Genomic DNA, 25,417 nt, shown 5'->3' with positions numbered 1-25,417 from the left:
CGTGTCGTCCATCCGAGACCGGGTGAAGCAGCTCGTACCGACCCAGGTGACAGATCGGGTGCGGGAGTCACTCGTCGAGTACGGGGTGCGTACCAGCGACCGTCGGCCGTTGCCGGACTTCCTCGTCATCGGCACCAAGCGGGGCGGCACCACCTCGCTGTGGAACTACCTCATCCAGCACCCGCTGGTGCCCCGGCTCTTCCCGGCCTGGAACACCAAGTCCGCGCACTACTTCGAGGAGCACTGGCGGCGCGGCGAGCCCTGGTACCGGTCGCACTTCCCGACGCAACGCCAGCGGGAGGCGCTGGAGAAGCGGCACGGCGGGCCGGTACGGGTCGGCGAGGCGGCGCCGCTGTACATGTTCCATCCCCTCGCGGCGCAGCGGGTCGCCGCGCTGATGCCGTCGGTGCGGCTGATCGTGCTGCTGCGCGATCCGGTGGAGCGGGCGTACTCGCACTGGAAGGAGCGGCGGACGCACGGCATCGAGCCGCTGGAGTTCGCCGCCGCGCTGGCCGCCGAGCAGGAACGGACGGCGGGGGAGCGGGAACGGCTGATCGCCGAGCCGGAGCACTTCAGCGAGCCGTACGACTGGTACACCTACCGGGCCCGGGGCCGCTACCTGGAACATCTGGAGCCGTGGCTGGAGCGGTTCGACCGGCAACAGATCCTCTTCCTGCCCAGCGAGGACCTCTACCGCGACGCCCGGTCGACCTATCGCCGGACGCTGGACTTCCTCGGCCTGCCCCCGCACGACCTGCCCGACTTCAAGGTCTACAACGACCGTCGCTCGGCGCCGCTGGAGCCGGCGGTGCGCGCCGAGCTGACCGAGTACTACCGCCCGTACAACGACGCGTTGCGGCAGCGGCTGGGGCTGGAGCTCGACTGGCCGGACCGGGCCCCGTGACGGCGCGGGCCACTGACGCGGCCGACCCCCGGTCGCGGACCGACGGGCTGGGCTGGGTCACCCGGGCCGTGTTCGGCGACGAGCGGATCGCCCTGACCGTGGGCGGCCCGCCGCCGCCCGGGCACCGCGCCGTCGCCCGGTACGCGGTCGTCCCGTCGCTCGCCCGGGCCCGGTTCCTGCTGCCGCTGGGCGCGCCCCGGGCCACGGCTGCCTCGCTGCTGGCGTACAACGCGTTGCGCCCGCCGAAGGTGCGGGCGGTGCGGGCCGCGCTCGGCACGCTGGCGCGGGTCGGTGCGGTCGACCTGGCCCCGTTCCCCCGGCTGACCGTGTCGCTGCCCGAGGGGGTCGCGGCCGACGAGGCGCTGCTGGCCGGGCGACTGGGCGCCGCGCTCGGCGAGGCGGCGGTCCACGCGGCCTGCGGGGTCCGCCCGCCGGATCCGAACCACAAGCCCACCCTGCAACTGTTCGCCCCGGACGGTCGGGCCCTCGGCTACGCGAAGATCGGCTGGAACGGGGCCACCCGTGCACTGGTGACCGCCGAGGCGGCGGCCCTGCGCGAACTGCCCACGGTGACCGGCGCGCCCGACCACCCGGCGGCACCCCGGCTGCTTACCGAGTCGGCCACCGACGGGCAGGCGGTCGCGCTGGTCGAGCCGCTGCCGCCGGCCGTGCGGGGGGTGTCGGCCGGCGAACCGCCGCGGATCGCGGCGCTGCTGGCGGTGGCCCGCCGGGGCCGCCCACCGGCACCACCGCGTCCCCTGGCCGGGTCGGCGTTCCTGGCCCGGCTCGCCGCCGAGGCCGGACGTGCCGCCGCCAACGTACCGGACGGGGCCCGGGCGGTCGCCGCCGTGGCCGCTCTGACCAGCCGGCACGGCGACACGGCCGTCGAGTTCGGGCACTGGCACGGCGACTGGGTGCCCTGGAACCTCGGCGTGCACGCCGGGCGTCTCGTCGCCTGGGACTGGGAACACAGCGCACCGGACGTGCCGCTCGGCTTCGACCTGGCGCACGACGCGTTCCAGCGGGCCCTGGTGCTGCGCGGCGAGCCGGCCTCGGCGGCGGCGCGGGCCGTCGACGCCCACCTCGACCGGTACGGCGCCGAGCTGGGGCTCGGGCCGGCGCCCCGGCGGCTGGTGACCGACGCCTACCTGCTGGAGATGTGGCTGCGCACCTGGCGGCTCGCCGACGCCGGCGCGGGCTGGAACGCCGCGCTGCATCCCGCCCTGCTGGACGTCATCGAGAAACGACATAGCGGCTGATCCGCCGAAATCACCGGAGCCTGCGGTCCGCCGTCCACTCCGGAAAGTGACGGAAGAACTCCAGGTCGTAACGACCGTCGATGTCGGCGGCCGGCGCGACACGCCCGATCCGCCACCCGCGGAGATCTACCAGTCGTCCGGTCGCCCTATTTGACGGCCGCAGGACGTGTGATCTGCTGTCGGGTGGCGGCCACCGAACATCCAAGCGAACTTGTGGGGAGTCGCGTGGGAACGACAACCGAGGATGCCGGCGCGCCCGGGGTTCTGCTCCTGGTGGGCTCCAGCGGTGGCCATCTGGCCCAACTGCTCGCCCTACGCCCGTGGTACGAACGCTGGCCTCGATGCTGGGTCACCTTCGACACACCCGAGGCGCTCTCGCTGCTCGCCGGCGAGGACCTGATCCCGGCGCACCACCCGACCACCCGCAACGTGCCGAACCTGCTGCGCAACGCCGTCCTCGCCTGGCGGGTGCTGCGGTCGCGCCGGGTCGCCGCGGTGGTGACCACCGGCGCCGGGGTGGCCGTCCCGTTCGTGGTGCTCGCCCGGCTGCGGCGCGTGCCGACCGTCTACATCGAGGTGTACGACCGGATCGACACCCCGACCCTGACCGCCCGGCTCTGCCGGCCGTTCCTCTCCGCGATGCTCGTGCAGTGGGACGAGCAGCGCCGGCAGTACCCGGAGGCCACCGTCGTGGGGACCCTGTTGTGAGCGCCGAGAGCACCGGAACCGCCCCCGTGCACCGGGTCGCCCCCGGCCGGCCCCGGCCGGCGCCCGCCAACCGGCTGCCCCAGCCGCGCGACTCCGGCGACCTCGCCCGGGCCCGGCTGCTGGTCGCCGTCGGCACCGACAAGCATCCGTTCGACCGCCTGGTCGGCTGGCTGGAGGAATGGCACCCCGCCCTCGCCGAGGACGTCGGGCTGACCGTCCAGCACGGACACACCCGGGTCCCCGGGGTGCCCGGGGCGGTGGCCTTCCTCGGCCACGACGAGCTCCAGACCGCGATGGCCGAGGCCGACCTGGTGGTCTGCCACGGCGGCCCGGCCACCATCCTGGAGGCCCGACGGCACGGTCACCTGCCGATCGTCGTCCCACGGGACCCGGCCCGGGGCGAGCACGTCGACGACCACCAGCAGCTGTTCGCCCGTCGCCTGGGCGCGGCCGGCATGGTGGCGCTGGCCGAGACCCGGGAGGCGCTGTTCGAGGCGCTGACCGCCGGCCTCGCCGACCCGTCCCGGTTCGCCGTCGCGGCCGACCCGGACGCGTCGCGAGCACGCCGCGCGGCGGTCGAGCAGGTGGGGCGGATCGTGGAGGACCTGGTGGCCGCGTCGACCGGACGGCGGCAGCGGACGAGGTGGCGGCCGTGGGCACGGCCGGACCGGAACGGAGAGCGGCGATGACCGAACACCCGAGCGTGAGCGCGGTGGTGCCCACCCGGGACCGTCCGGAGCTGCTCCGGGCCGCCGTACGCGCCATCCTCGACCAGGACCACCCCGGCACGATCGAGGTGGTGGTGGTGTACGACCAGTCCGAGCCGGACGCTTCGCTGGCCGAGCTGTCCCGCCCGGACCGGCTGGTCCGGGTGATCCGCAACGAGCGTGCCCCCGGCCTGGCCGGTGCCCGCAACTCCGGGGTGCTGGCCGCCACCGGTGAGCTCGTCGCATTCTGCGACGACGACGACGAGTGGCTGCCCGGCAAGCTGCGGGCCCAGGTCGAGGCGCTCGCCGCCCACCCCGAGGCGGAGTTCGTCAGCTGCGGGATCCGGGTCAGCTACGACGGGCACACCGTCGACCGGGCGTTGCCGAAGGACTCGGTCACCCTGGCCGACCTGCTGCGGGACCGGATGACGGAGCTGCACCCGTCGACCTTCCTGATCCGCGCCGCCGCGCTGCGCGACGGGTTCGGGCTGGTCGACGAGGAGATCCCGGGCAGCTACGCGGAGGACTACGAGTTCCTGCTCCGGGCCGCCCGCAGCGCGCCGTTGCGCAACCTGCGCACGCCGTACGTGCTGGTGCGCTGGCACAAGCGGTCCTACTTCGCGCAGCGCTGGGACACCATCTCCGAGGCGTTGCAGTGGCTGCTGGAGCGTTACCCCGAGTTCGGCACCCAGCCCGCCGGCGAGGCGCGGGTCACCGGGCAGATCGCCTTCGCCCGGGCCGCGTCCGGCGATCGGCGGGGCGCGATGCGCTGGGCCCGGCACACCATCCGGCGTAACCCGCGCGAGCCGCGGGCGTACCTGGCCCTCGCCGTGGCCGGGCGGGTGATCCGCGCCGACGCGGTACTGCGCACCCTGCACAAGCGGGGCCGGGGCATCTGAGCCCCGCGCCGCCCGGGTCCGGTTCCGGCGTGTACCGGACCGGCCCCGGGCGGCGCGGGTCCCACCGGCGGGTCGGGTCCGGGCGGCGGCCGGGCGAGCGCCACCCGGAACCGCCGCGGCCGAGGCCCCCGGTGAGCCGTGTCGCGTCCGCAGGGCGGGACGAGGCGGGCACCGCACGCCGGTGGGCACCGGGCGTGACAGACTGACCGCTGTGTTGCGCTGGTTGACTGCAGGGGAATCGCACGGACCCGCCCTCGTCGCGATGCTGGAGGGCGTACCCGCCGGCGTCGAGGTGACCACCGGGGAGATCGCCGGTGAGCTGGCCCGGCGGCGGCTCGGCTACGGCCGGGGCGCGCGGATGGCGTTCGAACAGGACGAGGTCGAGATCATCGGCGGGCTCCGGCACGGGGTGACGCTCGGCAGCCCGGTCGCGATCCGCGTCGGCAACTCCGAGTGGCCCAAGTGGCGCACCGTCATGGCCGCCGACCCGGTCGACGAGGAGGAGCTGGCCCGCCAGGCCCGCAACGCGCCGCTCACCCGCCCCCGTCCGGGCCACGCCGACCTGGCCGGCATGCAGAAGTACGGCCACACCGACGCGCGGCCGATCCTGGAACGGGCCAGCGCGCGGGAGACCGCTGCCCGGGTCGCCGTCGGCACGGTCGCCAAGGCGCTGGTCCGGCAGGCGCTCGGCATCGAGATCGTCTCCCACGTGGTGGAGCTGGGCCCGGTCGCGGTCAAGCCGGGGCTCCGTCCGACGCCCACCGACGCCGCCCGCATCGACGCCGACCCGCTGCGCTGCCTCGACCCCGAGGTCAGCGCCCGGATGGTCGCCGAGGTCGACGCCGCGAAGAAGGCCGCCGACACCCTGGGCGGCGTGGTCGAGGTGCTGGCGTACGGGGTGCCGCCGGGCCTGGGCAGCCACGTCCAGTGGGACCGCAAGCTCGACGCCCGGCTCGCGACCGCCCTGATGTCGATCCAGGCCATCAAGGGCGTGGAGATCGGGGACGGTTGGCAGCAGGCGCGCTCCCGGGGCTCCGAGGCGCACGACGAGATCATTCCCACCGCGACCGGCGTGCGTCGGGTCACCGACCGGGCCGGCGGGCTGGAGGGCGGCATCACCACCGGCGAGCCGCTGCGGGTGAAGGCCGCGATGAAGCCGATCTCGTCGCTGAGCCGGGCCCTGGCGACGGTGGACGTCACCACCGGCGAGCCGGCCACCGCGATCAACCAACGCTCGGACGTCTGCGCGGTGCCCGCCGCCGCCGTCGTCGCCGAGGCGATGGTGGCGCTGGTGCTCGCCGAGGCCGCCACCGAGAAGTTCGGCGGCGACTCGGTCGCCGAGATCCGCCGCAACCTGGCCGGTTACCTCGACGCGCTGGTGATCCGGTGAGCGCGGGCCAGCGGCCAGAGCGTGTGGCAGCCCGCCGGCCGGGACGCGCTGCCGACCGGCGGTGCCGCTGATGGCGCCGGTCTGCGTACTGGTCGGGGCGCCCGGCTCCGGCAAGACCACCGTCGGGCTGGCGCTCGCGGAGCTGCTCGGCGTGGAGTTCCGCGACACCGACCTGGACATCGTGCGGCAGGCGGGCAAGCCGATCTCGGAGATCTTCATCGACGAGGGTGAGGACCACTTCCGTACCCTCGAACGGGCGGCGGTGGCGGCGGGGCTGGCCTCGTGCGGGGGCGTGCTCGCCCTCGGCGGCGGCGCGGTCCTCGCCGAGGAGAACCGCGCGGCCCTGGTCGGGCACGCCGTGGTGTACCTCTCCGTCGACCTGTCCGACGCCGTGAAGCGGGTGGGGCTCGGCGCGGGCCGTCCACTGCTGGCGATCAACCCCCGGGCGACGCTGAAGTATCTGCTGGACCAGCGCCGCCCGCTCTACGCCGAGGTGGCCACCGCGACGGTCGTCACCGACGGACGGTCCCCGGCGGAGATCGCCGCCGAGATAGTCGCGCTGCTGAAGCGCTGAGCCGGGATGCCGGCGTGCGCGGTCCGGGCACGCCGCGTTCCGCCGGCCGTCAGTCGCGGGCGATCCGGTCGAGCACGTCGGCCAGGCCCTTCGGCTCGCTGAGCATCGGCCAGTGCCCGGTGGGCAGCGCGTGCAGCTGACCGCCGGCCAGCCCGGCGAAGAACGGGTGGCCCTGCGCGATCATGCCCTCGACCACCTCGATCGGGAAGGTGCTGGCCACCAGGGCCGTCGGCACCGCGCGCCCACCGGTGCGGCGGACCGGGTCGGTGGCGGCGCGCAGCGGGTGGGCGGTGGCGCGTTGCCGCAGCAGTGCGAGCGCGGCGGAATCCAGCCCGGCCAGGTTCTCCGGGTCCGCCGCCGGGTCGAACGGGGGCGGCGGTAGCAGGTGCCCGGCGCCGATCTCGGCGCGCAGCCGCTCCTGCTCCTCCGGCGGGTTGCTGTCGAACTGCGACATGCCGTCCGGCATCGGCCCGCTCTCCACGTAGACCACCCGGGCGATCCGGTCCGGGACGCGGTCCGCGGCCTGGGTCACCGGCAGCCCGCCGCCGGAGTGCCCCACCAACACCACGTCGTGCAGGTCCTCCACCTCGATCAACCGGACGATGTCGGTGGTGTGCGTCTCCAGGCCCACCTCCGGCCCGGCGAGGTGGGCGCGCTCGGCCACTCCGGTCAGCGTCACCGGGTGGGCCTCGTGGCCCTGCCCGCGCAGCGCCGCGGTCACCTCGCGCCACGCCCAACCGCCCAGCCAGAAACCCGGAACCAGCACGAACGTCGCCATCTGCGACCTCCCTCTCTCGTCGTCCGGAGCCACCGTACGATTGAATCAGGACGCTTTCCGCCCGCTTTTAGGAATGGCCCGTGTCACATCCCGCCGCCCGGGTGCTCGGCATGCTCGAACTGCTCCAGAGCCATCACCGGCTCACCGGGGCGGAGCTGGCCCGCCGGCTCGGGGTGGACGGGCGCACCGTGCGCCGCTACGCCACGACCCTGGCCGAGCTGGGCATCCCGGTGACCGCCGAGCGGGGCCGCGACGGCGGCTACCGGTTGGGCCCCGGCTACAAGCTGCCACCGCTGATGCTCACCGACGACGAGGCCGTCGCCGTGCTGCTCGGTCTGGTCGCCGCCGAGCGGCTCGGGTTGGGCACCGAGGAGCCGGCGACCGCGACCGCCCTGGCCAAGATCCGCCGGGTGCTCCCACCCCCGCTGGCCGACCGCCTCGCCGCCGTGCAGGAGCACCTCGGCTTCACCCTGCGCCGCTCCACGTCGCAGGCCCGACCCGCGACCGGAACGCTGCTCACCTTCGGGGCAGCCACCCGGCAGCGGCGCCGGGTGCGGCTGGAGCACCGTTCCTTCTCGGGCGCGGCGACCCGCCGGGAACTCGACCCGTACGGGCTGGTCTTCCACGCCGGTCGGTGGTACGTCACCGGCCACGACCACCTGCGCGGGGAGATGCGCACGTTCCGGCTGGACCGGATCGGCGCGGTGGAACAGGGGGAGGAGACCTTCACCGCGCCCGACGGCTTCGACGCGGTGGCCCAGGTGACCCGCTCGCTGGCCCGCGTGCCGTACGCCCACGACGTCGAGGTGCTGCTGGAGACTGATCTGGTCGCCGCCCGACGCCGCGTCCCGCCGAGCGTGGCCGAGCTGACCACGACCGCCGGCGGCGTGCTGCTGCGCGCCCGCGCGGAGAACCTGGACGGGATGGCCCAACTGCTTTCGGGGCTGGGCTGGCCGTTCACCGTCCTGCGTCCCGACGCGCTGCGCGACGAGGTCGCCGAGCACGCCCGCCGGCTGACCGGCTGGGCGGCGCGGGTGTCCGGGTGACCGGGGTGGCCACGAAGTGGACAGGTCCCGCCCGGGACAGGGCGGCTGGACTAGGCTGCCGGCGATGGACGAGGTGACCCGGATCCCGGTCGGCGGCGAGCGCCCGTACGACGTGCTGGTGGGACGCGACCTGCTCGACGCGCTGCCCGGCCTGCTGCCCGACGCGACCCGGGTGGCGGTGCTGCACGCGCGCCCGCTCAAGGAGTTGGCCGACGCGATCGGCGGGCGGCTGCGCGCGGCCGGCGTCGCGCCGCTGCTGATCGAGGTGCCGGACGCCGAGGCGGGCAAGCACATCGACGTCGCGGCGACCTGCTGGGACCGGCTGGGCGAGGCCGGCTTCACCCGTACCGACGCGGTGGTGGGTGTCGGCGGCGGCGCGGTGACCGACCTGGCCGGCTTCGTCGCGGCCTGCTGGCTACGTGGGGTGCGCTGGGTGCCGGTGGCGACCTCGCTGCTGGGCATGGTCGACGCTGCGGTGGGTGGCAAGACCGGGATCAACACCGCCACCGGCAAGAACCTGGTCGGGGCGTTCCATCCGCCGGTCGGCGTCCTCGCCGACCTGGCGACGCTGGACAGCCTCCCGCAGACCGACCTTGCCGCCGGCCTGGCCGAGGTGGTCAAGTGCGGCTTCATCGCCGACCCGGTGATCCTCGACCTGGTGGAACGGGACCGGGCCGCGGCCACCGACCCGACCGGGCCGGTGACCCGCGAGCTGATCGAGCGGGCGATCCGGGTGAAGTCCGACGTGGTCTCGGGCGACCTGCGCGAGGCGGGCGTGCGGGAGGTGCTCAACTACGGCCACACCCTGGCCCACGCCATCGAGAAGGCGGAGGGCTACCGCTGGCGGCACGGCCACGCGGTGTCGGTCGGCGTCGTCTACGCCGGTGAGCTGGCCCGGCTGGCCGGCAGGCTGGACGCCCCCACCGCCGAGCGGCACCGCACGGCCATGGCGGCGCTCGGCCTGCCCACCAGCTACCCGGCCGAGGCCTGGCCGGGACTGCTCGCCACGATGCGGGTGGACAAGAAGGCCCGGGGCAGCCAGCTGCGTTTCGTCGTGCTGGACGGGCTGGCCCGGCCGGCGATCCTGGAGGGCCCGGACGACGAGTTGCTGGCGGCGGCCTACCGCAAGGTGGCCGCATGAAGGTCCACGTGCTCAACGGCCCGAACCTCGGCCGGCTCGGCACCCGACAGCCGGACGTCTACGGGGCGACCAGCTACGCGGACCTGGTGACGCTCTGCGAGTCGACCGGGCGGGAGCTCGGCCTGGACGTGACGGTCCGGCAGACCGACGCCGAGCACGAGCTGCTGGGATGGCTGCACACCGCCGCCGACGAGGGCGCCGCCGTGGTGCTCAACCCGGCCGCCTGGTCACACTATTCGTACGCGGTCCGGGACGCCTGCGCCATGCTGCGTGGGCCGCTGGTCGAGGTGCACATCTCCAACATCCACGCCCGCGAGGAGTTCCGGCACCACTCGGTGGTGTCGGCGGTGGCGACCGGGGTGATCTGCGGCCTCGGCGTCGACGGTTACCGCCTGGCCCTGCACCATCTGGCCGCCCGCTCCCGCTGACGTCGGGAGCGGCGGTGGAAACGTCGCGGACAGCGGCGGGCAGCGGCGTTCGGCGCAACTAGTAGACTTGCCAGGTCTGTCCGCCAATTGATGATCAAGGCAGGAAATGGCCACCACCAACGACCTGAAGAACGGCCTGGTACTCAACCTCGACGGAGGGCTCTGGTCCGTCGTTGAGTTCCAGCACGTCAAGCCCGGTAAGGGTGGTGCGTTCGTGCGTACCACGCTGAAGAACGTGCTGTCCGGCAAGGTGGTCGACAAGACCTTCAACGCGGGCACCAAGGTCGAGACCGCGACCGTGGACAAGCGCACCATGCAATACCTGTACGCCGACGGCGACGACTACGTCTTCATGGACCTGGAGACGTTCGACCAGATCACCGTGCCGGGCGCCACCGTCGGTGAGGCGGCGAACTACCTGCTGCCCGAAGCCGAGGCGACCGTGGCCACCCACGAGGGCCTCCCGCTCTACATCGAGCTGGCGACCAGCGTCGTGCTGGAGGTCACCTACACCGAGCCGGGCCTGCAGGGCGACCGGTCCACCGGTGGCAACAAGCCGGCCACCGTCGAGACCGGCGCGACCGTGCAGGTGCCGCTCTTCATCACCACCGGCGAGAAGATCAAGGTCGACACCCGCGACGGCCGTTACCTCGGCCGCGCCTGATGGCCGAGGGCCCCAAGCAGCAGATGCCGGCGCGCCGCAAGGCGCGCAAGCGGGCGCTGGACGTGCTCTTCGAGGCCGACCTACGGGACCGCCCGCCGGTCGAGGTGCTCGCCGGCTACATCGAGCGGATCGAAAAACCCCGCCCCGAGCACCTGGGATACGCGGTGGGCCTGGTCGAGGGTGTCGCCGCCCACCTCGACCGGATCGACGAGGTGATCGCCAGCTACGCCGAGGGGTGGACGCTGGAGCGGATGCCGGCGGTCGACCGTAACCTCGCCCGGATCGCGGTCTACGAGCTGCTCTACGTCGACGAGATCGACGATGCGGTGGCCATCAGTGAGGCCGTCGAACTGGCCCGGCAGATGTCGACCGACGACTCGCCGCGCTTCCTCAACGGCATCCTCGGCCGCATCGCCGAGTACGCCACCCGCTGACGCGGCACACGTCACACCCGACGTGGGTCACACCCGGCGGGGTGACGGCGGGTGGGGACGCGACACGAACGACGACGAAAGGGCCCGTGCCGGACGGCACGGGCCCTTTCGCGGTCGAGGTCAGCTGGCGAAGAACGCCCGCGGGTCGGCGACCAGCACACCGTGCTCGGTGAGCCGCTCGATCAGGCCGGACGGCGAGGCGTCGTAGACGATGGCGAGGGCGCGCAGGTCGTCGGCGCGGATGGAGAGCACGCGGCCGTTGTAGTCACCGCGTTGCTGCTGGATGGCGCGGGCGTACCGGGCGACGTAGGCCAGCTCCTCGGAGGCCTCGTCGTACAGCCGCTCCAGGTCGAGGACGATCTTGCTGGTGGGCTCGTGACGAACCCCGCTGCCGTCGGGCAGCAGCTCCGAGACGGGTACGCGGTAGAAGTCGGCCAGCTCAGCCAGGCGCGACACCGTGACGGCGCGGTCGCCACGCTCGTAGGAGCCGACCACCACCGCCTTCCACCGCCCGTTCGACTTCTCCTCCACACCCTGCAGGGACAGGCCCTGCTGTTGGCGGATGGAGCGCAGGCGGGCGCCCAGAGACTTGGCGTATTCAGAGGGCATTAAACACTCCCAGTGCTGCTCGGGGTTCTCCCAGGGTCGCTACGGAGCGTGACGGTACGGGGATTGGTACAACTGGTCAAGTGGTCGTGACCTTACCGTTGGGATCATCGGGGAAGTTGTCACCATTTCGCCGGGCTGACCAGGGGGTCAGCAGCCGGCGGCGTTCCTGCCGGTGACCACTGGTAACGTGGCAGGAAGCCCCGGTCCAGGCCGTTCGCGGTCCGGTGCCGGCATCCGACGTCCTTTAACGACCCGTCCCGTGAGGCGGGGAAGGAGGTCCGCCGTGGCCTACCCACCGACTGTGCAGTCGCCGTCGCCGCGACAACCCTCGGTGAAGGTGATCCTCGCCAGCGCCGATGTTCAGCGCGTGGTCGACCGCATCGCCCACCAGATCCTGGAGAAGACCCAGGGTGCCGAGAACACCGTGCTGCTCGGCATCCCCACCCGGGGCGCCCCGCTCGCGAGGCGGCTGGCCGCCAGGATCAGCACCTTCGAGGACGTGACCGTCCCGGTCGGCGTGCTCGACATCACCCTCTACCGCGACGACCTGCGCCGGCACGCCACCCGCGCGGTCGGGCCGACCCAGGTGCCGCCCGGCGGCATCGACGGCAGGCGGGTCATCCTGGTCGACGACGTGCTCTTCTCCGGCCGTACGGTGCGGGCCGCGCTCGACGCGCTCAACGACGTCGGGCGGCCGGCGTCCGTCCAGCTCGCCGTCCTGGTCGACCGCGGACACCGCGAGCTGCCGATCCGCGCCGACTACGTCGGCAAGAACATCCCGACCTCCCTCGCCGAGAGCGTGAAGGTCACCCTCGCGGAGACCGACGGCACCGACGAGGTCAAGTTGTACGGGGGTACCCGGTGAGCGCGAGGAGTGCAGCGGAGCGGAGCCCCGCAGTCGCGAACGAAAGGCAGGCCCCGGTGAGCGCGAGGAGTGCAGCGCAGCGGAGCCCCGCAGTCGCGAACGAAAGGCGGACACAGTGATCAGGCACCTGCTCTCCGGCGCCGACCTGGACGCCGCCACCGCCACCGCGATCCTGGACACGGCCGCCGAGATGGCCACCGTCGCCGGCCGGGAGATCAAGAAGCTGCCCGCGCTGCGCGGGCGCACCGTGGTCAACCTCTTCTACGAGGACTCCACCCGGACCCGGATCTCCTTCGAGGCGGCGGCGAAGCGGCTCAGCGCCGATGTGATCAACTTTTCGGCCAAGGGCTCCAGCGTGACCAAGGGTGAGAGCCTGAAGGACACCGCGCTGACCCTCCAGGCGATGGGGGCCGACGCGGTGGTCGTCCGGCACCCGGCCTCCGGCGCCCCGCACCGGCTCGCCGACTGGGTCGACGGCTCGGTGGTCAACGCCGGCGACGGCACCCACGAACACCCGACCCAGGCGCTGCTCGACGCGTACACGATGCGCTCCCGGCTGGGCCGGCTGGCCGGCCTGTCGGTCGCGGTCGTCGGGGACGTCCTGCACAGCCGGGTGGCCCGCTCCAACGTGCTGTTGCTCTCCACGCTCGGCGCCAAGGTGACCCTGGTCGGACCGCCGACCCTGATCCCCGTCCACATCGCGCAGGCGCTCGCGCCCGGCACCGACGTCTCCTACGACCTCGACGCGGTACTGCCGCAGTCGGACGTGGTGATGATGCTGCGGGTGCAGCGGGAGCGGATGAACGACTCCTACTTCCCGTCCGCCCGCGAGTACGCCCGCCGCTACGGCCTGGACGGCCCGCGGATGCGCCGGCTGCCCGAGCACGCGATCGTCATGCACCCCGGCCCGATGAACCGGGGGATGGAGATCACGCCCGAGGTCGCCGACTCGCCCCGCTCCACCATCGTCGAACAGGTCGCCAACGGGGTCTCCGTGCGGATGGCCGTCCTCTACCTGCTGCTCGGGGGTAACAACCGGTGAGCTCATACCTGATCTCCAACGTCAGCGTCGTCGGCGCCGCGCCGACCGACGTGCTGATCCGCGACGGCGTCGTCGCCGCCGTCGGTGCCGGACTGGCCGCGCCGGACGCGACCGTCGTCGACGGCACCGGGCTGGTCGCCCTGCCCGGCCTGGTCGACCTGCACACCCACCTGCGTGAGCCCGGCCGGGAGGACGCCGAGACCGTCGAGTCGGGGTCCCGGGCGGCGGCACTCGGCGGCTACACCGCGGTCTGCGCGATGGCCAACACCTCGCCGGTGGCCGACACCGCCGGCGTCGTCGAGCAGGTCTGGCGGCTCGGCCGGGAGGCCGGGCTGGTGGACGTGCAGCCGATCGGGGCGGTCACCGTCGGCCTGGCCGGCGAGCGCCTCGCCGAGTTGGGTGCGATGGCCGACTCGGCGGCCCGGGTGCGGATCTTCTCCGACGACGGGTACTGCGTCGCCGACCCGATGCTGATGCGCCGGGCGCTGGAGTACGTGAAGGCGTTCGACGGGACCATCGCCCAGCACGCCGAGGAGCCCCGGCTCACCGAGGGCGCGCAGATGCACGAGGGCGAGGTCTCGACCCGGCTCGGCCTGACCGGCTGGCCGGCGGTCGCCGAGGAGGCGATCATCGCCCGGGACGTGCTGCTCGCCGAGCACGTCGGCAGCCGGCTGCACGTGTGCCACGTCTCCACCGCCGGCAGCGTCGAGGTGCTGCGCCAGGCCAAGGCCCGGGGCGTCCGGGTCACCGCCGAGGTCACCCCGCACCACCTGCTGCTCACCGATTCCCGGGCGGAGACCTACGACCCGGTCTACAAGGTCAACCCGCCGCTGCGCACCGCGACCGACATCGCCGCGCTGCGGGCGGCCCTGGTCGAGGGCGTGATCGACATCGTCGCCACCGACCACGCCCCGCACGCGGTGGAGGACAAGGAGTGCGAGTGGGCGTACGCCCGGCCTGGCATGCTCGGCCTGGAGACGGCGCTGTCGATCGCCCTCGACGTGCTGGGCCCACGGTGGGACCTGATCGCCGAGCGGATGTCGCGCACCCCGGCCCGGATCGCCGGGCTGGAGGAGCACGGCCTCGACCCCGCTCCCGGCGTGCCGGCCAACCTGACCCTGGTCGACCCGGCCGCCCGCCGCACCATCGAGCCGGCGGAAATGGCCAGTCGTAGCCGCAACACCCCGTACGCCCGCATGACGCTGCCAGGTCGCATCGTGGCGACCTTCCTGCGCGGCGAGCCGACGGTCCTGGACGGAAAGGCTCTCAAGTGACCCGCAGACAATCGGCGATCCTCGTCCTGGAGGACGGGCGGACGTTCCACGGCGAGGCGTACGGCAGCGTCGGGGAGACCTTCGGCGAGGCGGTCTTCAACACCGGCATGACCGGCTATCAGGAGACGTTGACCGACCCGTCCTACCACCGCCAGGTGGTGGTGCAGACCGCCCCGCACATCGGCAACACCGGCGTCAACGGCGAGGACGACGAGTCGGGCCGGATCTGGGTCGCCGGCTACGTGGTCCGCGACCCGGCCCGGATCGGCTCGAACTGGCGGGCCACCGGCGGGCTGGAGGAGCGGCTGGCCGCCGAGGGCGTGGTCGGCATCAGCGGCGTGGACACCCGGGCGCTGACCCGGCACCTGCGTGAGCGCGGCGCCATGCGGGTCGGCATCTCCAGCGTCGAGACCGACCCCCGGGCGCTGCTGGCCCGGGTGCGGCAGTCCCCGGAGATGGTCGGCGCGGACCTCTCCGCCGAGGTCACCACCGCGAAGCCCTACGTGGTGCAGGCCGTCGGTGCGCACCGGTTCACGGTCGCCGCGCTGGACCTGGGCATCAAGCGCAACGTCCCGCGCCGGCTCGCCGCCCGGGGGGTCACCACCCACGTGCTCCCGGCCAACTCCACCATCGACGACCTGCTCGCCACCGGTGCGGACGCGATCTTCTTCTCGCCCGGCCCGGGCGACCCGGCAACCGCCGACGGGCCGGTGGCCCTGGCCCGGGAGGTGCTACGCCGTAGGGTGCCGCTGTTCGGCATCTGCTTCGGCAGCCAGATCCTCGGCCGGGCGCTGGGCTTCGGCACGTACAAGCTCGGCTACGGCCACCGGGGGATCAACCAGCCGGTGCTCGACCGGGTCACCGGCAAGGTCGAGGTGACCAGCCACAACCACGGCTTCGCGGTCGAGGTCCCGGGCGCCGTGGCCGGCGCGGTCGTACCCGACCAGGTGATCGAGACCGAGTTCGGTGGCGTCCAGGTGTCACACGTCTGCCTCAATGACAACGTGGTCGAGGGGCTGCGGGCGAGGGACGTGCCCGCCTTCACCGTCCAGTACCACCCGGAGGCGGCAGCCGGTCCGCACGACGCGGACTACCTCTTCGACCGCTTCGCGGAGCTGATCGAGGGCCGGACCGAGAGCGAGGGGCGCACAGATGCCTAAGCGGACCGATCTCAAGCACATCCTGGTGATCGGCTCCGGGCCGATCGTGATCGGGCAGGCCTGCGAGTTCGACTACTCCGGCACCCAGGCCTGCCGGGTGTTGCGTGCCGAGGGGATCCGGGTCAGCCTGGTCAACTCGAACCCGGCGACGATCATGACCGATCCCGAGTTCGCCGACGCCACGTACGTCGAGCCGATCACCCCGGAGTTCGTCGAGCTGGTGATCGCCAAGGAGCGCCCCGACGCGATCCTGCCGACCCTCGGCGGGCAGACCGCGCTGAACACCGCCGTCGCCCTGCACGAGGCCGGCGTGCTCGACAAGTACGGCGTGGAGCTGATCGGCGCCAACATCGAGGCGATCAACCGCGGCGAGGACCGGCAGCTGTTCAAGGACATCGTCGCCAAGGCCGGCGTACGCCTGGGTCTCGACGACCCGGCGGGCCTGGTGCCCCGCTCCCGGGTCTGCCACTCGATGGCGGAGGTCGAGGACACGGCCGCCGAGCTGGGCCTGCCGGTGGTGATCCGGCCGTCGTTCACCATGGGCGGCCTGGGCTCCGGCATGGCGCACACGCCGGAGGACCTGGCCCGCATCGCCGGCGACGGACTGTCGGCCAGCCCGGTGCACGAGGTCCTCATCGAGGAGAGCGTGCTCGGCTGGAAGGAGTACGAGCTCGAACTGATGCGCGACCGGCACGACAACGTCGTGGTGGTCTGCTCGATCGAGAACGTCGACCCGATGGGCGTGCACACCGGCGACAGCGTCACCGTCGCCCCGGCCATGACGCTCACCGACCGTGAGTACCAGCAACTGCGCGACCTGGGCATCGCGGTACTGCGTGAGGTCGGGGTGGACACCGGCGGCTGCAACATCCAGTTCGCCGTCAACCCGGCCGACGGCCGGATCGTGGTGATCGAGATGAACCCCCGGGTGTCCCGGTCGTCGGCGTTGGCCTCCAAGGCCACCGGCTTCCCGATCGCGAAGATCGCCGCGAAGCTGGCCATCGGCTACACGCTCGACGAGATCCCCAACGACATCACCCTGAAGACCCCGGCGGCGTTCGAGCCGACCCTGGACTACGTGGTGGTGAAGATCCCCCGGTTCGCGTTCGAGAAGTTCCCGGGCGCCGATCCGGAGCTGACCACCACGATGAAGTCCGTCGGCGAGGCGATGAGCCTGGGCCGCAACTTCAGCGAGGCGCTGAACAAGGCGATGCGCTCGATGGAGACGAAGGCAGCCGGGTTCTGGACCGTGCCGGACTCGGTCGTCGCCGCCGCTACGGGCGTCGACCCGGCCGGAGTGACGAAGGAGAACACCCTCGCCGCGCTGCGGATGCCGCACGACGGCCGGCTCTACACCGTCGAGCGGGCGCTGCGGCTGGGCGCGTCGGTCGCCGAGGTCACCGCCGCGTCCGGCGGGATCGACCCCTGGTTCGTGGACCAGATCGCGGCCCTCGTCGAGCTGCGCGCGGAGATCGTGGACGCCCCGGTGCTCGACGCCGAGCTGCTGCGCCGGGCCAAGCGGGCCGGCCTGTCGGACCGGCAGCTGGCCGCGCTACGTCCGGAGCTGGCCGCCGAGGACGGTGTACGGACGCTGCGGCACCGCCTCGACGTCCGTCCGGTCTACAAGACGGTGGACACCTGCGCCGCCGAGTTCGAGGCGACCACGCCCTACCACTACTCGACGTACGACCAGGAGACGGAGGTCGTGCCGTCGGCCCGGCCGAAGGTGCTGATCCTGGGTTCCGGGCCGAACCGGATCGGCCAGGGCATCGAGTTCGACTACTCCTGCGTGCACGCCGTTCAAGCGCTGCGAAGCGCGCCCCTCGGCGGCGCGGCCGGTTCCGGCTACGAGACCGTGATGGTCAACTGCAACCCGGAGACCGTCTCCACCGACTACGACACCGCCGACCGGCTCTACTTCGAGCCGCTCACCTTCGAGGACGTGCTGGAGGTCTGGCACGCGGAGGACTCCTCCGGCAGGGCGGCCGGCGGGCCGGGCGTGGTCGGGGTGATCGTCCAGCTCGGCGGGCAGACCCCGCTGGGCCTGGCGCAGCGGTTGAAGGACGCGGGCGTGCCGATCGTCGGCACCTCCCCGGAGTCGATCCACCTGGCCGAGGAGCGGGGCGCGTTCGGGGCGGTGCTGGCCCGGGCCGGGCTGCGCGCCCCGGCGCACGGCATGGCGACCTCGTACGACGAGGCGAAGGCGATCGCCGACGAGATCGGCTACCCGGTGCTGGTCCGGCCGTCGTACGTGCTGGGCGGGCGGGGCATGGAGATCGTCTACGACGACCCCACGCTGCGTGGCTACATCGGGCGGGCCACCGAGATCTCCCCGGACCATCCGGTGCTGGTGGACCGGTTCCTCGACGACGCCATCGAGATCGACGTGGACGCGCTCTGCGACGCCGACGGCGAGGTCTATCTCGGCGGGGTGATGGAGCACATCGAGGAGGCCGGCATCCACTCCGGCGACTCGTCCTGCGCGCTGCCGCCGATCACCCTGGCCGGCTCGCACGTGGCCCAGGTCCGCCGCTACACGGAGGCGATCGCCCGGGGCGTGGGCGTGCGCGGCCTGCTCAACGTGCAGTACGCGCTGAAGGACGACATGCTCTACGTGTTGGAGGCGAACCCGCGCGCGTCCCGGACGGTGCCGTTCGTCTCCAAGGCGACGGCGGTGCCGCTGGCGAAGGCGGCGGCCCGGATCGCGCTGGGCGCCACCATCGCCGAGTTGCGCGCCGAGGGGCTGCTCCCGTCCACCGGGGACGGCGGCTCGTTGCCGGCCGGCGCCCCGATCGCGGTCAAGGAGGCGGTGCTGCCGTTCAAGCGGTTCCGCACCCCCACCGGCAAGGGCGTGGATTCGCTGCTCGGCCCGGAGATGAAGTCCACCGGCGAGGTGATGGGCATCGACACCGCCTTCGGGCACGCCTTCGCCAAGTCTCAGTCGGCCGCGTACGGCTCGCTGCCGACCGGCGGGAAGATCTTCGTCTCGGTCGCCAACCGGGACAAGCGCGGCATGATCTTCCCGGTGAAGCGCCTGGCCGACCTCGGGTTCGAGATCGTCGCCACCACCGGCACGGCGGAGGTGCTGCGCCGGCACGGCATCGCCTGCGAGCAGATCCGCAAGCACTACGAGTCCGGCGGGGGCGAGGACGCGGTGTCCCTGATCCTCGGCGGCGACGTGGCGCTGGTGATCAACACCCCGCAGGGCTCGGGCGCGAGCGCGCGCTCGGACGGCTACGAGATCCGCAGCGCCGCCGTCACGGCGGACATCCCGTGCATCACCACGGTGCCGGGCGCGGCGGCGGCGGTGATGGGCATCGAGGCACTGATCCGAGGCGACATGCAGGTGCGCCCGCTCCAGGAGCTGCACGCCGCCCTGCGGGCCGCCGAGTGACGGCCGCCGCCCCCGTGGCGCGTCCGTCGGTCCGGGAGTGGCTGCTCACCCCGGGACCGCTGCCGGCGGACCTTCGCGGCCGTGGGGTTGCCGAGACAGGTGTCGCCTGCGCGGGCACCGGCGGTCCGGCACGGGGAAGGACGCGGTGATCTTCGAGCGGGTGGTCCGGCCGGGGCTGTTCCGGCTCGGGGGCGGCGACGCCGAGGTCGCGCACGAGTGGACGCTGCGCCGGCTGGCGGGGCTCTCCCGCCGGCCGGCGGCCCTGGCCGTGCTGCGGGCCCGGTACGCCGTCCGCGCGCCGCGCACGGTGTTCGGCGTCGAGTTCCCCAACCCGGTCGGGCTCGCCGCGGGGATGGACAAGGACGGCGTGGCGCTGCCCGCCTGGCCGGCGCTGGGCTTCGGCTTCGTCGAGGTCGGTACGGTCACCGCGCGTCCGCAGCCGGGTAACCCCCGGCCCCGGCTGTTCCGGCTGCCGGCCAGCGAGGCGGTGGTCAACCGGATGGGCTTCAACAACGCCGGTGCCGAGGCCCTCGCGGCCCGGCTCACGGCGCTGCCCCGCCCGATCGGGGCGCCGCTGGGCATCTCGCTCGGCAAGTCCAAGGTGACCCCGCTGGACGAGGCGGTGGAGGACTATCTCGCCTCGTACCGGGCGCTGCGCGAGCACGGTGACTACTTCGCGGTCAACGTCTCCTCGCCGAACACCCCCGGTCTGCGCTCCCTACAGGACCGGGCACACCTGGACGCCATCCTGGCGGCGCTGGTGGGGGAGAAGCCGGTGCTGGTGAAGATCGCCCCGGACCTCACCGAGCCGGCGATCGCCGAGCTGCTGGAGGTCTGCCTGGCCCGGGGCGCGGCCGGGGTGATCGCCACCAACACCACGCTGGCGCGCGACGGGCTCGCCCCGGTCGACCGGGCCCGCGGCGCGGAGACCGGCGGCCTCTCCGGTCGCCCGCTCGCCGACCGCGCCCGCGAGGTGGTCACCTTCGTGCACCGGGAGGCCGACGGCCGACTACCGGTGATCGGCGTCGGCGGCATCGTGGACCCGGACGCCGCAGCGAGGATGTTCGACGCCGGCGCCGCCCTGGTCCAGCTCTACACCGGCTTCATCTACCGCGGTCCGGCCCTGGTCCGCGCCGCCATCCGCGCCACCCCCACCCTCACCCCATGACCCCGCTCTCCCCGCGATCTTGCACTTCCTGCCCCGACATATCGCTCACACCGGGCGTACCGCGGGCCAAAAGTGCAAGATCGCGGGGAGCGCGAACGGGGGCGGGGGAGGGCAGGGCGGGGAGAGAGGGGAGGGCGGGTGACGCCTGAGGAGATCCTGGTTGCCGACCGGGCGCATGTCTGGCATCCGTACGGGGCGCTGCCGCCGGCCAGCCCGCCCTACGTGGTGGAGAGCGCCGAGGGCGTACGGCTGCGGCTAGCCGACGGGCGGGAGCTGGTCGACGGGATGTCGTCGTGGTGGGCGGCGATCCACGGCTACCGGCACCCGGTGCTCGACGCGGCGGTGACCGACCAGCTCGGCCGGATGAGCCACGTGATGTTCGGCGGGCTCACGCACGAGCCCGCGGTGCGCCTGGCGACCACCCTGATCGAGCTGGCCCCGGACGGGCTGGAGCACGTCTTCCTGGCCGACTCCGGCTCGGTCGGCGTCGAGGTCGCGGTCAAGATGTGCCTGCAGTACCAGCGGGCCACCGGCCGGCCGCAGCGCCGCCGGCTGGGCACCTGGCGGGGCGGCTACCACGGTGACACGTTCCACCCGATGAGCGTCTGCGACCCGGAGGGCGGCATGCACCACCTCTGGGGTGACGTGCTGCCCCGGCAGGTCTTCGCCCCCGTGCCGCCCGGCGGTTTCGACACCCCGCCCGACCCGGCCTACGAGGCGGCCCTGGTCGAGGCGGTCGAGCGGCACGCCCACGAGTTGGCCGCGGTCATCGTGGAACCGGTGGTCCAGGGCGCCGGCGGTATGCGCTTCCACCATCCGCACTACCTGCGGGTGCTGCGCCAGGTGACCCGGGCGCACGGGGTGCTGCTGATCTTCGACGAGATCGCCACCGGTTTCGGGCGGACGGGCACCATGTTCGCCGCCGAGCACGCCGGGGTGGCGCCCGACGTGATGTGCGTGGGCAAGGCGCTCACCGGGGGATACCTGACGCTGGCCGCCACGCTCTGCACGGCGGAGGTCGCCCGCGGCATCTCCGCCGGCGGGGTGCTGGCGCACGGCCCGACGTTCATGGGCAACCCGCTGGCCTGTGCGGTCGCCAACGCCTCCCTCGGCCTGCTGCGGGCCGGCGACTGGGCGGGGCAGGTGGCGAGGGTGCGGGCGGGCCTGCGGGCCGGCCTGGAGCCGTTGCGCGGCGTGCCGGGGGTGACCGACGTGCGGGTGCTCGGCGCGATCGGCGTGGTCCAGCTCGACCGCGAGGTGGACCTGCCCGCCGCCACCGCCGCCGCGGTCGCCGAGGGGGTCTGGCTGCGGCCGTTCCGTGACCTGGTCTACACCATGCCGCCGTACGTCACCGACGACGCCGACCTGGCCCGGATCGCCGCCGGGGTCGCCGCCGCCGTGCGGGCCGGCTGAGCGGCCGGGCACTGGACGGTCACCCGCCGGTCATCCGCCGGCGGGAGTACGCGGGCGGCGCCTGCCGCCCACTGGACGCGACTTGCCCCGGCGGTGCCGCCCCGGGGTGCGCAGGAGAGGAAGAGAACCGGATGGACAGCTTCGGCACCCGCCTGCACCGGGCCGTCACCGAGCGGGGACCGCTCTGCGTCGGCATCGACCCGCACCCCGGGCTGCTGGCCCGCTGGGGGCTCGACGACGACATCCGGGGGCTTGACCGGTTCGCCCGGACGGTCACGGAAGCCCTCGGTGACCGGGTCGCGGTGATCAAGCCCCAGTCGGCCTTTTTCGAGCGGTTCGGCTCGAAAGGTATGGCGATTCTTGAGTCAACTATCCGACAGTTACGCGCTGCCGGCTCGCTCGTTCTGTTGGACGTCAAGCGCGGCGACATCGGCTCGACCGTCGCCGCCTACGCCTCGGCGTACCTCGACCCATCCAGCCCGGTCCATGTGGACGCGGTGACCGCGAGTCCGTACCTCGGCGTCGGCGCGCTCGCGCCGATGTTCGAACTGGCCGCCGAACACGGCGGTGGGGTCTTCGTGCTGGCGCTCACCTCCAACCCCGAGGGGGCCGCCGTGCAGCGCGCCCGCACCGCCGACGGACGCACCGTCGCGCAGCTCGTCATCGACGAGATTTCCCAGCTCAACGCGGGTGCGAAGCCGCTCGGCAGCATCGGGCTGGTGGTCGGCGCGACCATCGGTGACACCGGTCACGACCTGTCCGCCGTGAACGGTCCGTTGCTCGCCCCGGGCCTCGGGGCGCAGGGCGCCACGGCGGCGGATCTACGCGTCGTCTTCGGCTCCGCACTGCCCGCGGTGCTGCCCTCGTACTCCCGTGAGGTGCTGGGCGCGGGACCGGATCCGGACGCCCTGCGGGCCGCCGCCGACCGGGCCCTGACCGACTGCCGGGCGGCTCTCGGCGCCCGGTGACTGACTGACGGGTCGGTCACTTTGCGATGATCATCGCGCGCCCACGTTGCCGAATACGTCGTCGCCCGCTAGTTTTCCCCGCGCTGGGAACCATGGACCCCTTGGTTCACAGCCACATCACGTTTCACAGATGCGGCGGTGCGATCCGCCCGTCGCGATAGGGACCTGAGGAGAACTGGTGCCGCTCCCGTCACTGACCCCGGAACAGCGCGCTGCCGCGCTGGAGAAGGCCGCGGAGATCCGCAAGGCCCGTGCTGAGCTGAAGGAGCAGCTCAAGCAGGGCAAGACCACCCTCGGAGCCGTCCTCGAGCGTGCCGAGTCCGACGACGTCGTCGGCAAGCTCAAGGTCTCCGCCGTGCTGCAGGCGATGCCGGGTATCGGCAAGATCCGGGCCACCCAGATCATGGAGAAGCTCAAGATCGCCGACAGCCGTCGCCTGCGTGGCCTCGGCGAGCAGCAGCGCAAGGCACTGCTTGGAGAGTTCGCCGCCAACTGAGGCTGGCTGCGTGTAGAAACAAGCAGTGAGCACGGATGACGAGGCGCGCCCGGCGGCTCGGCTCACTGTCCTGGCGGGGCCTTCGGGCTCCGGCACGGAGAGTGTCGTCGAGCGCGTCCGGGCGCGTTCTCCGTCCGTCTGGATCCCGGTGCCGGCCACCACGCGACCCCGCCGCGAGCGCGAGCTGGACGGCGTCGACCGGCTCTTCCTGGCCCCGGCCGAGTTCGACCGGATGCTCGCCGCCGGCGAGCTGCTGGAGTGGAGCCGGGCCGGGCCCCACCGGCGCGGCACCCCGTACGAACCGCTGTGGTCCCGGCTCGCCGCCGGTCAGCCGGTGTTGGTCGGCCTCGACCTCGCCGGCGCGCTGCTGGTCCGGGCGGCGCTTCCCGACGCCCGGTTGGTGCTGCTGCACCCGCCCGGAGTCGTCCCCACGCAGGCCACGCTGGCCGCCTTCGAACACACCCTCGCGCACGACCGCACCGGGCGGGTCGTCGACGAGCTGTTAGGCTTGTCCGGTTCTTCTTTCCTGGCTACGGCGCCACCGCATGTGCGCGGTTGACCGCCAGCACCGCGCGCGGTGCGATAGACGCAGAGGTTAATTCGTGGGATCCATCGCAAACCCCGAAGGCATCACCAACCCGCCGATCGACGAGCTTCTCGAGAAGACGACCTCGAAGTACGCGCTGGTTATCTTCGCCGCCAAGCGTGCACGCCAGGTCAACGCCTACTACAGCCAGCTCGGTGAGGGCCTGCTGGAATACGTCGGCCCGCTGGTCGAGACCACGCCGCAGGAGAAGCCGCTCTCCATCGCCATGCGCGAGATCAACGCGGGCCTGCTCACCGCCGAGCCGACCGACCAGCCGTAATCCGCCGCGCGTCGATGTCCCCCCGGATCGTCCTCGGGGTAGGCGGCGGCATCGCCGCCTACAAGGCGTGTGAGCTGCTGCGCCTCTTCACCGAATCGGGCCACCAGGTCAGGGTCGTGCCGACCGCGTCGGCGTTGCGCTTCGTCGGGGCCCCGACCTGGGCCGCGCTCTCCGGCCAACCAGTCGCCGACGACGTCTGGTCCGACGTGCACGAGGTGCCGCACGTCCGACTCGGTCAGCAGGCCGACCTGGTGGTGGTCGCGCCGGCCACCGCCGACCTGCTGGCCAAGGCCGCCCACGGCCTCGCCGACGACCTGCTCACCAACACGCTGCTGACCGCCCGCTGCCCGGTCGTGCTGGCCCCGGCCATGCACACCGAGATGTGGGAGCACCCGGCCACCGTCGCCAACGTCGCGACGCTGCGCGCCCGGGGCGTGCGGGTCGTCGAGCCCGCCGTCGGCCGGCTCACCGGAGCGGACACCGGCAAGGGCCGGCTGCCCGATCCGGCGGAGATCTTCGCGGTCGCCAGCCGGGCCCTCGCGCGGGGCGTCGAGGCCCCCGCCGACCTCGCCGGGCGGCACGTGGTGGTGACCGCCGGCGGCACGCGCGAGCCCCTCGACCCGGTCCGCTTCCTGGGCAACCGCTCCTCGGGCAAGCAGGGCTACGCCTTCGCCCGCTGCGCGGTGGCCCGGGGCGCCCGGGTCACCCTGATCTCGGCCAACGTCTCGCTGCCCGATCCCGCCGGCGTCGACCTGGTCCGGGTCGGCACCACGGGCGAGCTGCGCGACGCCACCCTGGCGGCGGCCGCCGACGCCGACGCGGTGGTGATGGCGGCGGCTCCGGCCGATTTCCGTCCGGCGACCTACGCGCCTGGCAAAATCAAGAAGTCGGACGACGGCAGCGCGCCCACCATCGAGCTCGTCACAAATCCGGACATCGCGGCCGAGCTGGGCCGACGCCGTCGCCCGGAGCAGGTGCTGGTGGTGTTCGCCGCGGAGACGGGCGACGCCGAGGCCAACGGCCGGGCCAAGCTCGCCCGCAAACGGGCGGACCTCGTCGTCATCAACGAGGTCGGGCCCGACAAGGGCTTCGGCGCCGACACCAACGCGGCGACGGTTATCGGTGTGGACGGTTCGGTCAACCGGATGCCCGAACGGTCCAAGGAGGACCTCGCCGACGGTGTCTGGGATCTCGTGGTGGCCCGATTGCCCGGTCGTTCCTGACGGCTGG

26 protein-coding genes are annotated in these 25,417 nt (G+C 73.2%); 24 read left to right on the top strand and 2 right to left on the bottom strand.

What is annotated here, in order from left to right; genetic code table 11:
• The first annotated feature begins 1 nt into the window (after position 1).
• The 7 genes from GA0070608_RS30025 (at position 2) to GA0070608_RS29995 (ending at position 6,441) form a co-directional block, all read left to right on the top strand.
• Positions 2-904 carry a sulfotransferase domain-containing protein gene (locus GA0070608_RS30025; protein WP_091632995.1) on the top strand — a complete coding sequence of 301 codons (903 nt, stop codon included), beginning with the start codon at positions 2-4 and terminating at the stop codon, positions 902-904.
• Positions 901-2,163 (top strand): hypothetical protein, encoded by a 1,263-nt coding sequence (locus tag GA0070608_RS30020; RefSeq protein WP_091632992.1) that lies wholly within the window; start codon positions 901-903, stop codon positions 2,161-2,163. The genes GA0070608_RS30025 and GA0070608_RS30020 overlap by 4 nt, the downstream gene beginning before the upstream one ends.
• 225 nt (positions 2,164-2,388) lie before the next feature.
• A complete protein-coding gene (locus GA0070608_RS30015) occupies positions 2,389-2,871 on the top strand; it encodes a glycosyltransferase family 28 protein (protein WP_091632989.1) in 483 nt (160 codons plus the stop codon).
• A 74-nt stretch (positions 2,872-2,945) separates the two neighbouring features.
• Positions 2,946-3,560 carry a glycosyltransferase gene (locus GA0070608_RS30010; RefSeq protein WP_245716163.1) on the top strand — a complete coding sequence of 205 codons (615 nt, stop codon included), beginning with the start codon at positions 2,946-2,948 and terminating at the stop codon, positions 3,558-3,560.
• On the top strand, positions 3,557-4,477 hold the full coding sequence (locus GA0070608_RS30005) for a glycosyltransferase family 2 protein (protein WP_091636526.1): 921 nt from the start codon (positions 3,557-3,559) through the stop codon (positions 4,475-4,477). Before GA0070608_RS30010 ends, GA0070608_RS30005 begins: the two co-directional genes overlap by 4 nt.
• A gap of 211 nt (positions 4,478-4,688) precedes the next feature.
• Positions 4,689-5,867 (top strand): chorismate synthase, encoded by a 1,179-nt coding sequence (gene aroC, locus GA0070608_RS30000; protein WP_091636518.1) that lies wholly within the window; start codon positions 4,689-4,691, stop codon positions 5,865-5,867.
• Positions 5,868-5,937: 70 nt separating this feature from the next.
• Positions 5,938-6,441, top strand: coding sequence for a shikimate kinase (locus tag GA0070608_RS29995; RefSeq protein ID WP_091636522.1), 504 nt, complete (start codon positions 5,938-5,940; stop codon positions 6,439-6,441).
• Between the two features lie 49 nt (positions 6,442-6,490).
• Here the strand turns inward: GA0070608_RS29995 and GA0070608_RS29990 are convergent, their stop codons facing one another.
• On the bottom strand, positions 6,491-7,219 hold the full coding sequence (locus GA0070608_RS29990; RefSeq protein ID WP_091632980.1) for an alpha/beta fold hydrolase: 729 nt from the start codon (positions 7,217-7,219) through the stop codon (positions 6,491-6,493).
• Positions 7,220-7,299: 80 nt separating this feature from the next.
• Between GA0070608_RS29990 and GA0070608_RS29985 the strand changes: the two genes are divergently transcribed.
• The 5 genes from GA0070608_RS29985 (at position 7,300) to nusB (ending at position 10,932) form a co-directional block, all read left to right on the top strand.
• The gene (locus GA0070608_RS29985) at positions 7,300-8,265 is read left to right on the top strand and encodes a helix-turn-helix transcriptional regulator (RefSeq protein ID WP_091632976.1); all 966 of its coding nucleotides are present in this window, start codon (positions 7,300-7,302) and stop codon (positions 8,263-8,265) included.
• 64 nt (positions 8,266-8,329) lie between these two features.
• Positions 8,330-9,406 carry a 3-dehydroquinate synthase gene (gene aroB / locus GA0070608_RS29980; RefSeq protein WP_091632973.1) on the top strand — a complete coding sequence of 359 codons (1,077 nt, stop codon included), beginning with the start codon at positions 8,330-8,332 and terminating at the stop codon, positions 9,404-9,406.
• The gene (gene aroQ / locus GA0070608_RS29975) at positions 9,403-9,834 is read left to right on the top strand and encodes a type II 3-dehydroquinate dehydratase (protein WP_091632969.1); all 432 of its coding nucleotides are present in this window, start codon (positions 9,403-9,405) and stop codon (positions 9,832-9,834) included. Before aroB ends, aroQ begins: the two co-directional genes overlap by 4 nt.
• A gap of 106 nt (positions 9,835-9,940) precedes the next feature.
• Positions 9,941-10,498: an elongation factor P gene (gene efp, locus GA0070608_RS29970; RefSeq protein WP_091632965.1), complete on the top strand. Its 558-nt coding sequence runs from the start codon at positions 9,941-9,943 to the stop codon at positions 10,496-10,498.
• Between the two features lie 23 nt (positions 10,499-10,521).
• Positions 10,522-10,932 carry a transcription antitermination factor NusB gene (gene nusB / locus GA0070608_RS29965; RefSeq protein WP_176734024.1) on the top strand — a complete coding sequence of 137 codons (411 nt, stop codon included), beginning with the start codon at positions 10,522-10,524 and terminating at the stop codon, positions 10,930-10,932.
• 120 nt (positions 10,933-11,052) lie between these two features.
• Here nusB and bldD read toward each other — a convergent pair whose 3' ends face one another.
• Positions 11,053-11,541, bottom strand: coding sequence for a transcriptional regulator BldD (gene bldD, locus GA0070608_RS29960; protein ID WP_091436620.1), 489 nt, complete (start codon positions 11,539-11,541; stop codon positions 11,053-11,055).
• 283 nt (positions 11,542-11,824) lie between these two features.
• On the opposite strand from bldD, the gene pyrR reads away from it, so the two are divergent.
• The 12 genes from pyrR to coaBC all read left to right on the top strand — a co-directional run bounded on the left by pyrR (position 11,825) and on the right by coaBC (position 25,410).
• Positions 11,825-12,406 (top strand): bifunctional pyr operon transcriptional regulator/uracil phosphoribosyltransferase PyrR, encoded by a 582-nt coding sequence (gene pyrR, locus GA0070608_RS29955; RefSeq protein WP_091632958.1) that lies wholly within the window; start codon positions 11,825-11,827, stop codon positions 12,404-12,406.
• A 115-nt stretch (positions 12,407-12,521) separates the two neighbouring features.
• Complete coding sequence (locus GA0070608_RS29950) at positions 12,522-13,448, top strand: aspartate carbamoyltransferase catalytic subunit (RefSeq protein WP_091632955.1); 927 nt, start codon at positions 12,522-12,524, stop codon at positions 13,446-13,448.
• A complete protein-coding gene (locus tag GA0070608_RS29945; protein ID WP_091632950.1) occupies positions 13,445-14,722 on the top strand; it encodes a dihydroorotase in 1,278 nt (425 codons plus the stop codon). Before GA0070608_RS29950 ends, GA0070608_RS29945 begins: the two co-directional genes overlap by 4 nt.
• Positions 14,719-15,882, top strand: coding sequence for a glutamine-hydrolyzing carbamoyl-phosphate synthase small subunit (carA, locus tag GA0070608_RS29940; RefSeq protein ID WP_091632946.1), 1,164 nt, complete (start codon positions 14,719-14,721; stop codon positions 15,880-15,882). Before GA0070608_RS29945 ends, carA begins: the two co-directional genes overlap by 4 nt.
• Positions 15,875-19,276, top strand: a complete 3,402-nt coding sequence (gene carB, locus GA0070608_RS29935; RefSeq protein WP_091632943.1) for a carbamoyl-phosphate synthase large subunit — start codon at positions 15,875-15,877, stop codon at positions 19,274-19,276. The genes carA and carB overlap by 8 nt, the downstream gene beginning before the upstream one ends.
• Before the next feature lie 145 nt (positions 19,277-19,421).
• A complete protein-coding gene (locus GA0070608_RS29930) occupies positions 19,422-20,444 on the top strand; it encodes a quinone-dependent dihydroorotate dehydrogenase (RefSeq protein WP_091632939.1) in 1,023 nt (340 codons plus the stop codon).
• A gap of 138 nt (positions 20,445-20,582) precedes the next feature.
• Positions 20,583-21,857, top strand: coding sequence for an adenosylmethionine--8-amino-7-oxononanoate transaminase (locus GA0070608_RS29925; RefSeq protein WP_091632934.1), 1,275 nt, complete (start codon positions 20,583-20,585; stop codon positions 21,855-21,857).
• A 131-nt stretch (positions 21,858-21,988) separates the two neighbouring features.
• Positions 21,989-22,825 (top strand): orotidine-5'-phosphate decarboxylase, encoded by an 837-nt coding sequence (gene pyrF, locus GA0070608_RS29920; protein ID WP_091632930.1) that lies wholly within the window; start codon positions 21,989-21,991, stop codon positions 22,823-22,825.
• 178 nt (positions 22,826-23,003) lie between these two features.
• Positions 23,004-23,321, top strand: coding sequence for an integration host factor, actinobacterial type (gene mihF, locus GA0070608_RS29915; RefSeq protein ID WP_007458370.1), 318 nt, complete (start codon positions 23,004-23,006; stop codon positions 23,319-23,321).
• Between the two features lie 25 nt (positions 23,322-23,346).
• The gene (locus tag GA0070608_RS29910) at positions 23,347-23,880 is read left to right on the top strand and encodes a nucleoside/nucleotide kinase family protein (protein ID WP_091632927.1); all 534 of its coding nucleotides are present in this window, start codon (positions 23,347-23,349) and stop codon (positions 23,878-23,880) included.
• A 43-nt stretch (positions 23,881-23,923) separates the two neighbouring features.
• Complete coding sequence (rpoZ, locus tag GA0070608_RS29905) at positions 23,924-24,187, top strand: DNA-directed RNA polymerase subunit omega (RefSeq protein ID WP_007075826.1); 264 nt, start codon at positions 23,924-23,926, stop codon at positions 24,185-24,187.
• Positions 24,188-24,201: 14 nt separating this feature from the next.
• Positions 24,202-25,410, top strand: a complete 1,209-nt coding sequence (gene coaBC, locus GA0070608_RS29900; RefSeq protein WP_091632923.1) for a bifunctional phosphopantothenoylcysteine decarboxylase/phosphopantothenate--cysteine ligase CoaBC — start codon at positions 24,202-24,204, stop codon at positions 25,408-25,410.
• Positions 25,411-25,417: the final 7 nt, after the last annotated feature.

The organism is Micromonospora peucetia, from assembly GCF_900091625.1.
Lineage (GTDB): Bacteria > Actinomycetota > Actinomycetes > Mycobacteriales > Micromonosporaceae > Micromonospora > Micromonospora peucetia.
The sequence above is the reverse complement of the archived record's forward strand: the minus strand, read 5'-3'. Positions and strand labels throughout refer to the sequence as shown.

What these genes read in the sequence shown, in the direction of transcription:
- carB (WP_091632943.1), top strand. Translation starts at nt 15,875, where the DNA reads ATGCCTAAGCGGACCGATCTCAAGCACATCCTGGTGATCGGCTCCGGG.
- bldD (WP_091436620.1), bottom strand. Translation starts at nt 11,541, where the DNA reads ATGCCCTCTGAATACGCCAAGTCTCTGGGCGCCCGCCTGCGCTCCATC.
- coaBC (WP_091632923.1), top strand. Translation starts at nt 24,202, where the DNA reads ATGTCCCCCCGGATCGTCCTCGGGGTAGGCGGCGGCATCGCCGCCTAC.
- GA0070608_RS30005 (WP_091636526.1), top strand. Translation starts at nt 3,557, where the DNA reads ATGACCGAACACCCGAGCGTGAGCGCGGTGGTGCCCACCCGGGACCGT.
- efp (WP_091632965.1), top strand. Translation starts at nt 9,941, where the DNA reads ATGGCCACCACCAACGACCTGAAGAACGGCCTGGTACTCAACCTCGAC.
- aroQ (WP_091632969.1), top strand. Translation starts at nt 9,403, where the DNA reads ATGAAGGTCCACGTGCTCAACGGCCCGAACCTCGGCCGGCTCGGCACC.
- GA0070608_RS29995 (WP_091636522.1), top strand. Translation starts at nt 5,938, where the DNA reads ATGGCGCCGGTCTGCGTACTGGTCGGGGCGCCCGGCTCCGGCAAGACC.
- GA0070608_RS29990 (WP_091632980.1), bottom strand. Translation starts at nt 7,219, where the DNA reads ATGGCGACGTTCGTGCTGGTTCCGGGTTTCTGGCTGGGCGGTTGGGCG.
- pyrF (WP_091632930.1), top strand. Translation starts at nt 21,989, where the DNA reads ATGGACAGCTTCGGCACCCGCCTGCACCGGGCCGTCACCGAGCGGGGA.
- aroB (WP_091632973.1), top strand. Translation starts at nt 8,330, where the DNA reads ATGGACGAGGTGACCCGGATCCCGGTCGGCGGCGAGCGCCCGTACGAC.
- nusB (WP_176734024.1), top strand. Translation starts at nt 10,522, where the DNA reads ATGCCGGCGCGCCGCAAGGCGCGCAAGCGGGCGCTGGACGTGCTCTTC.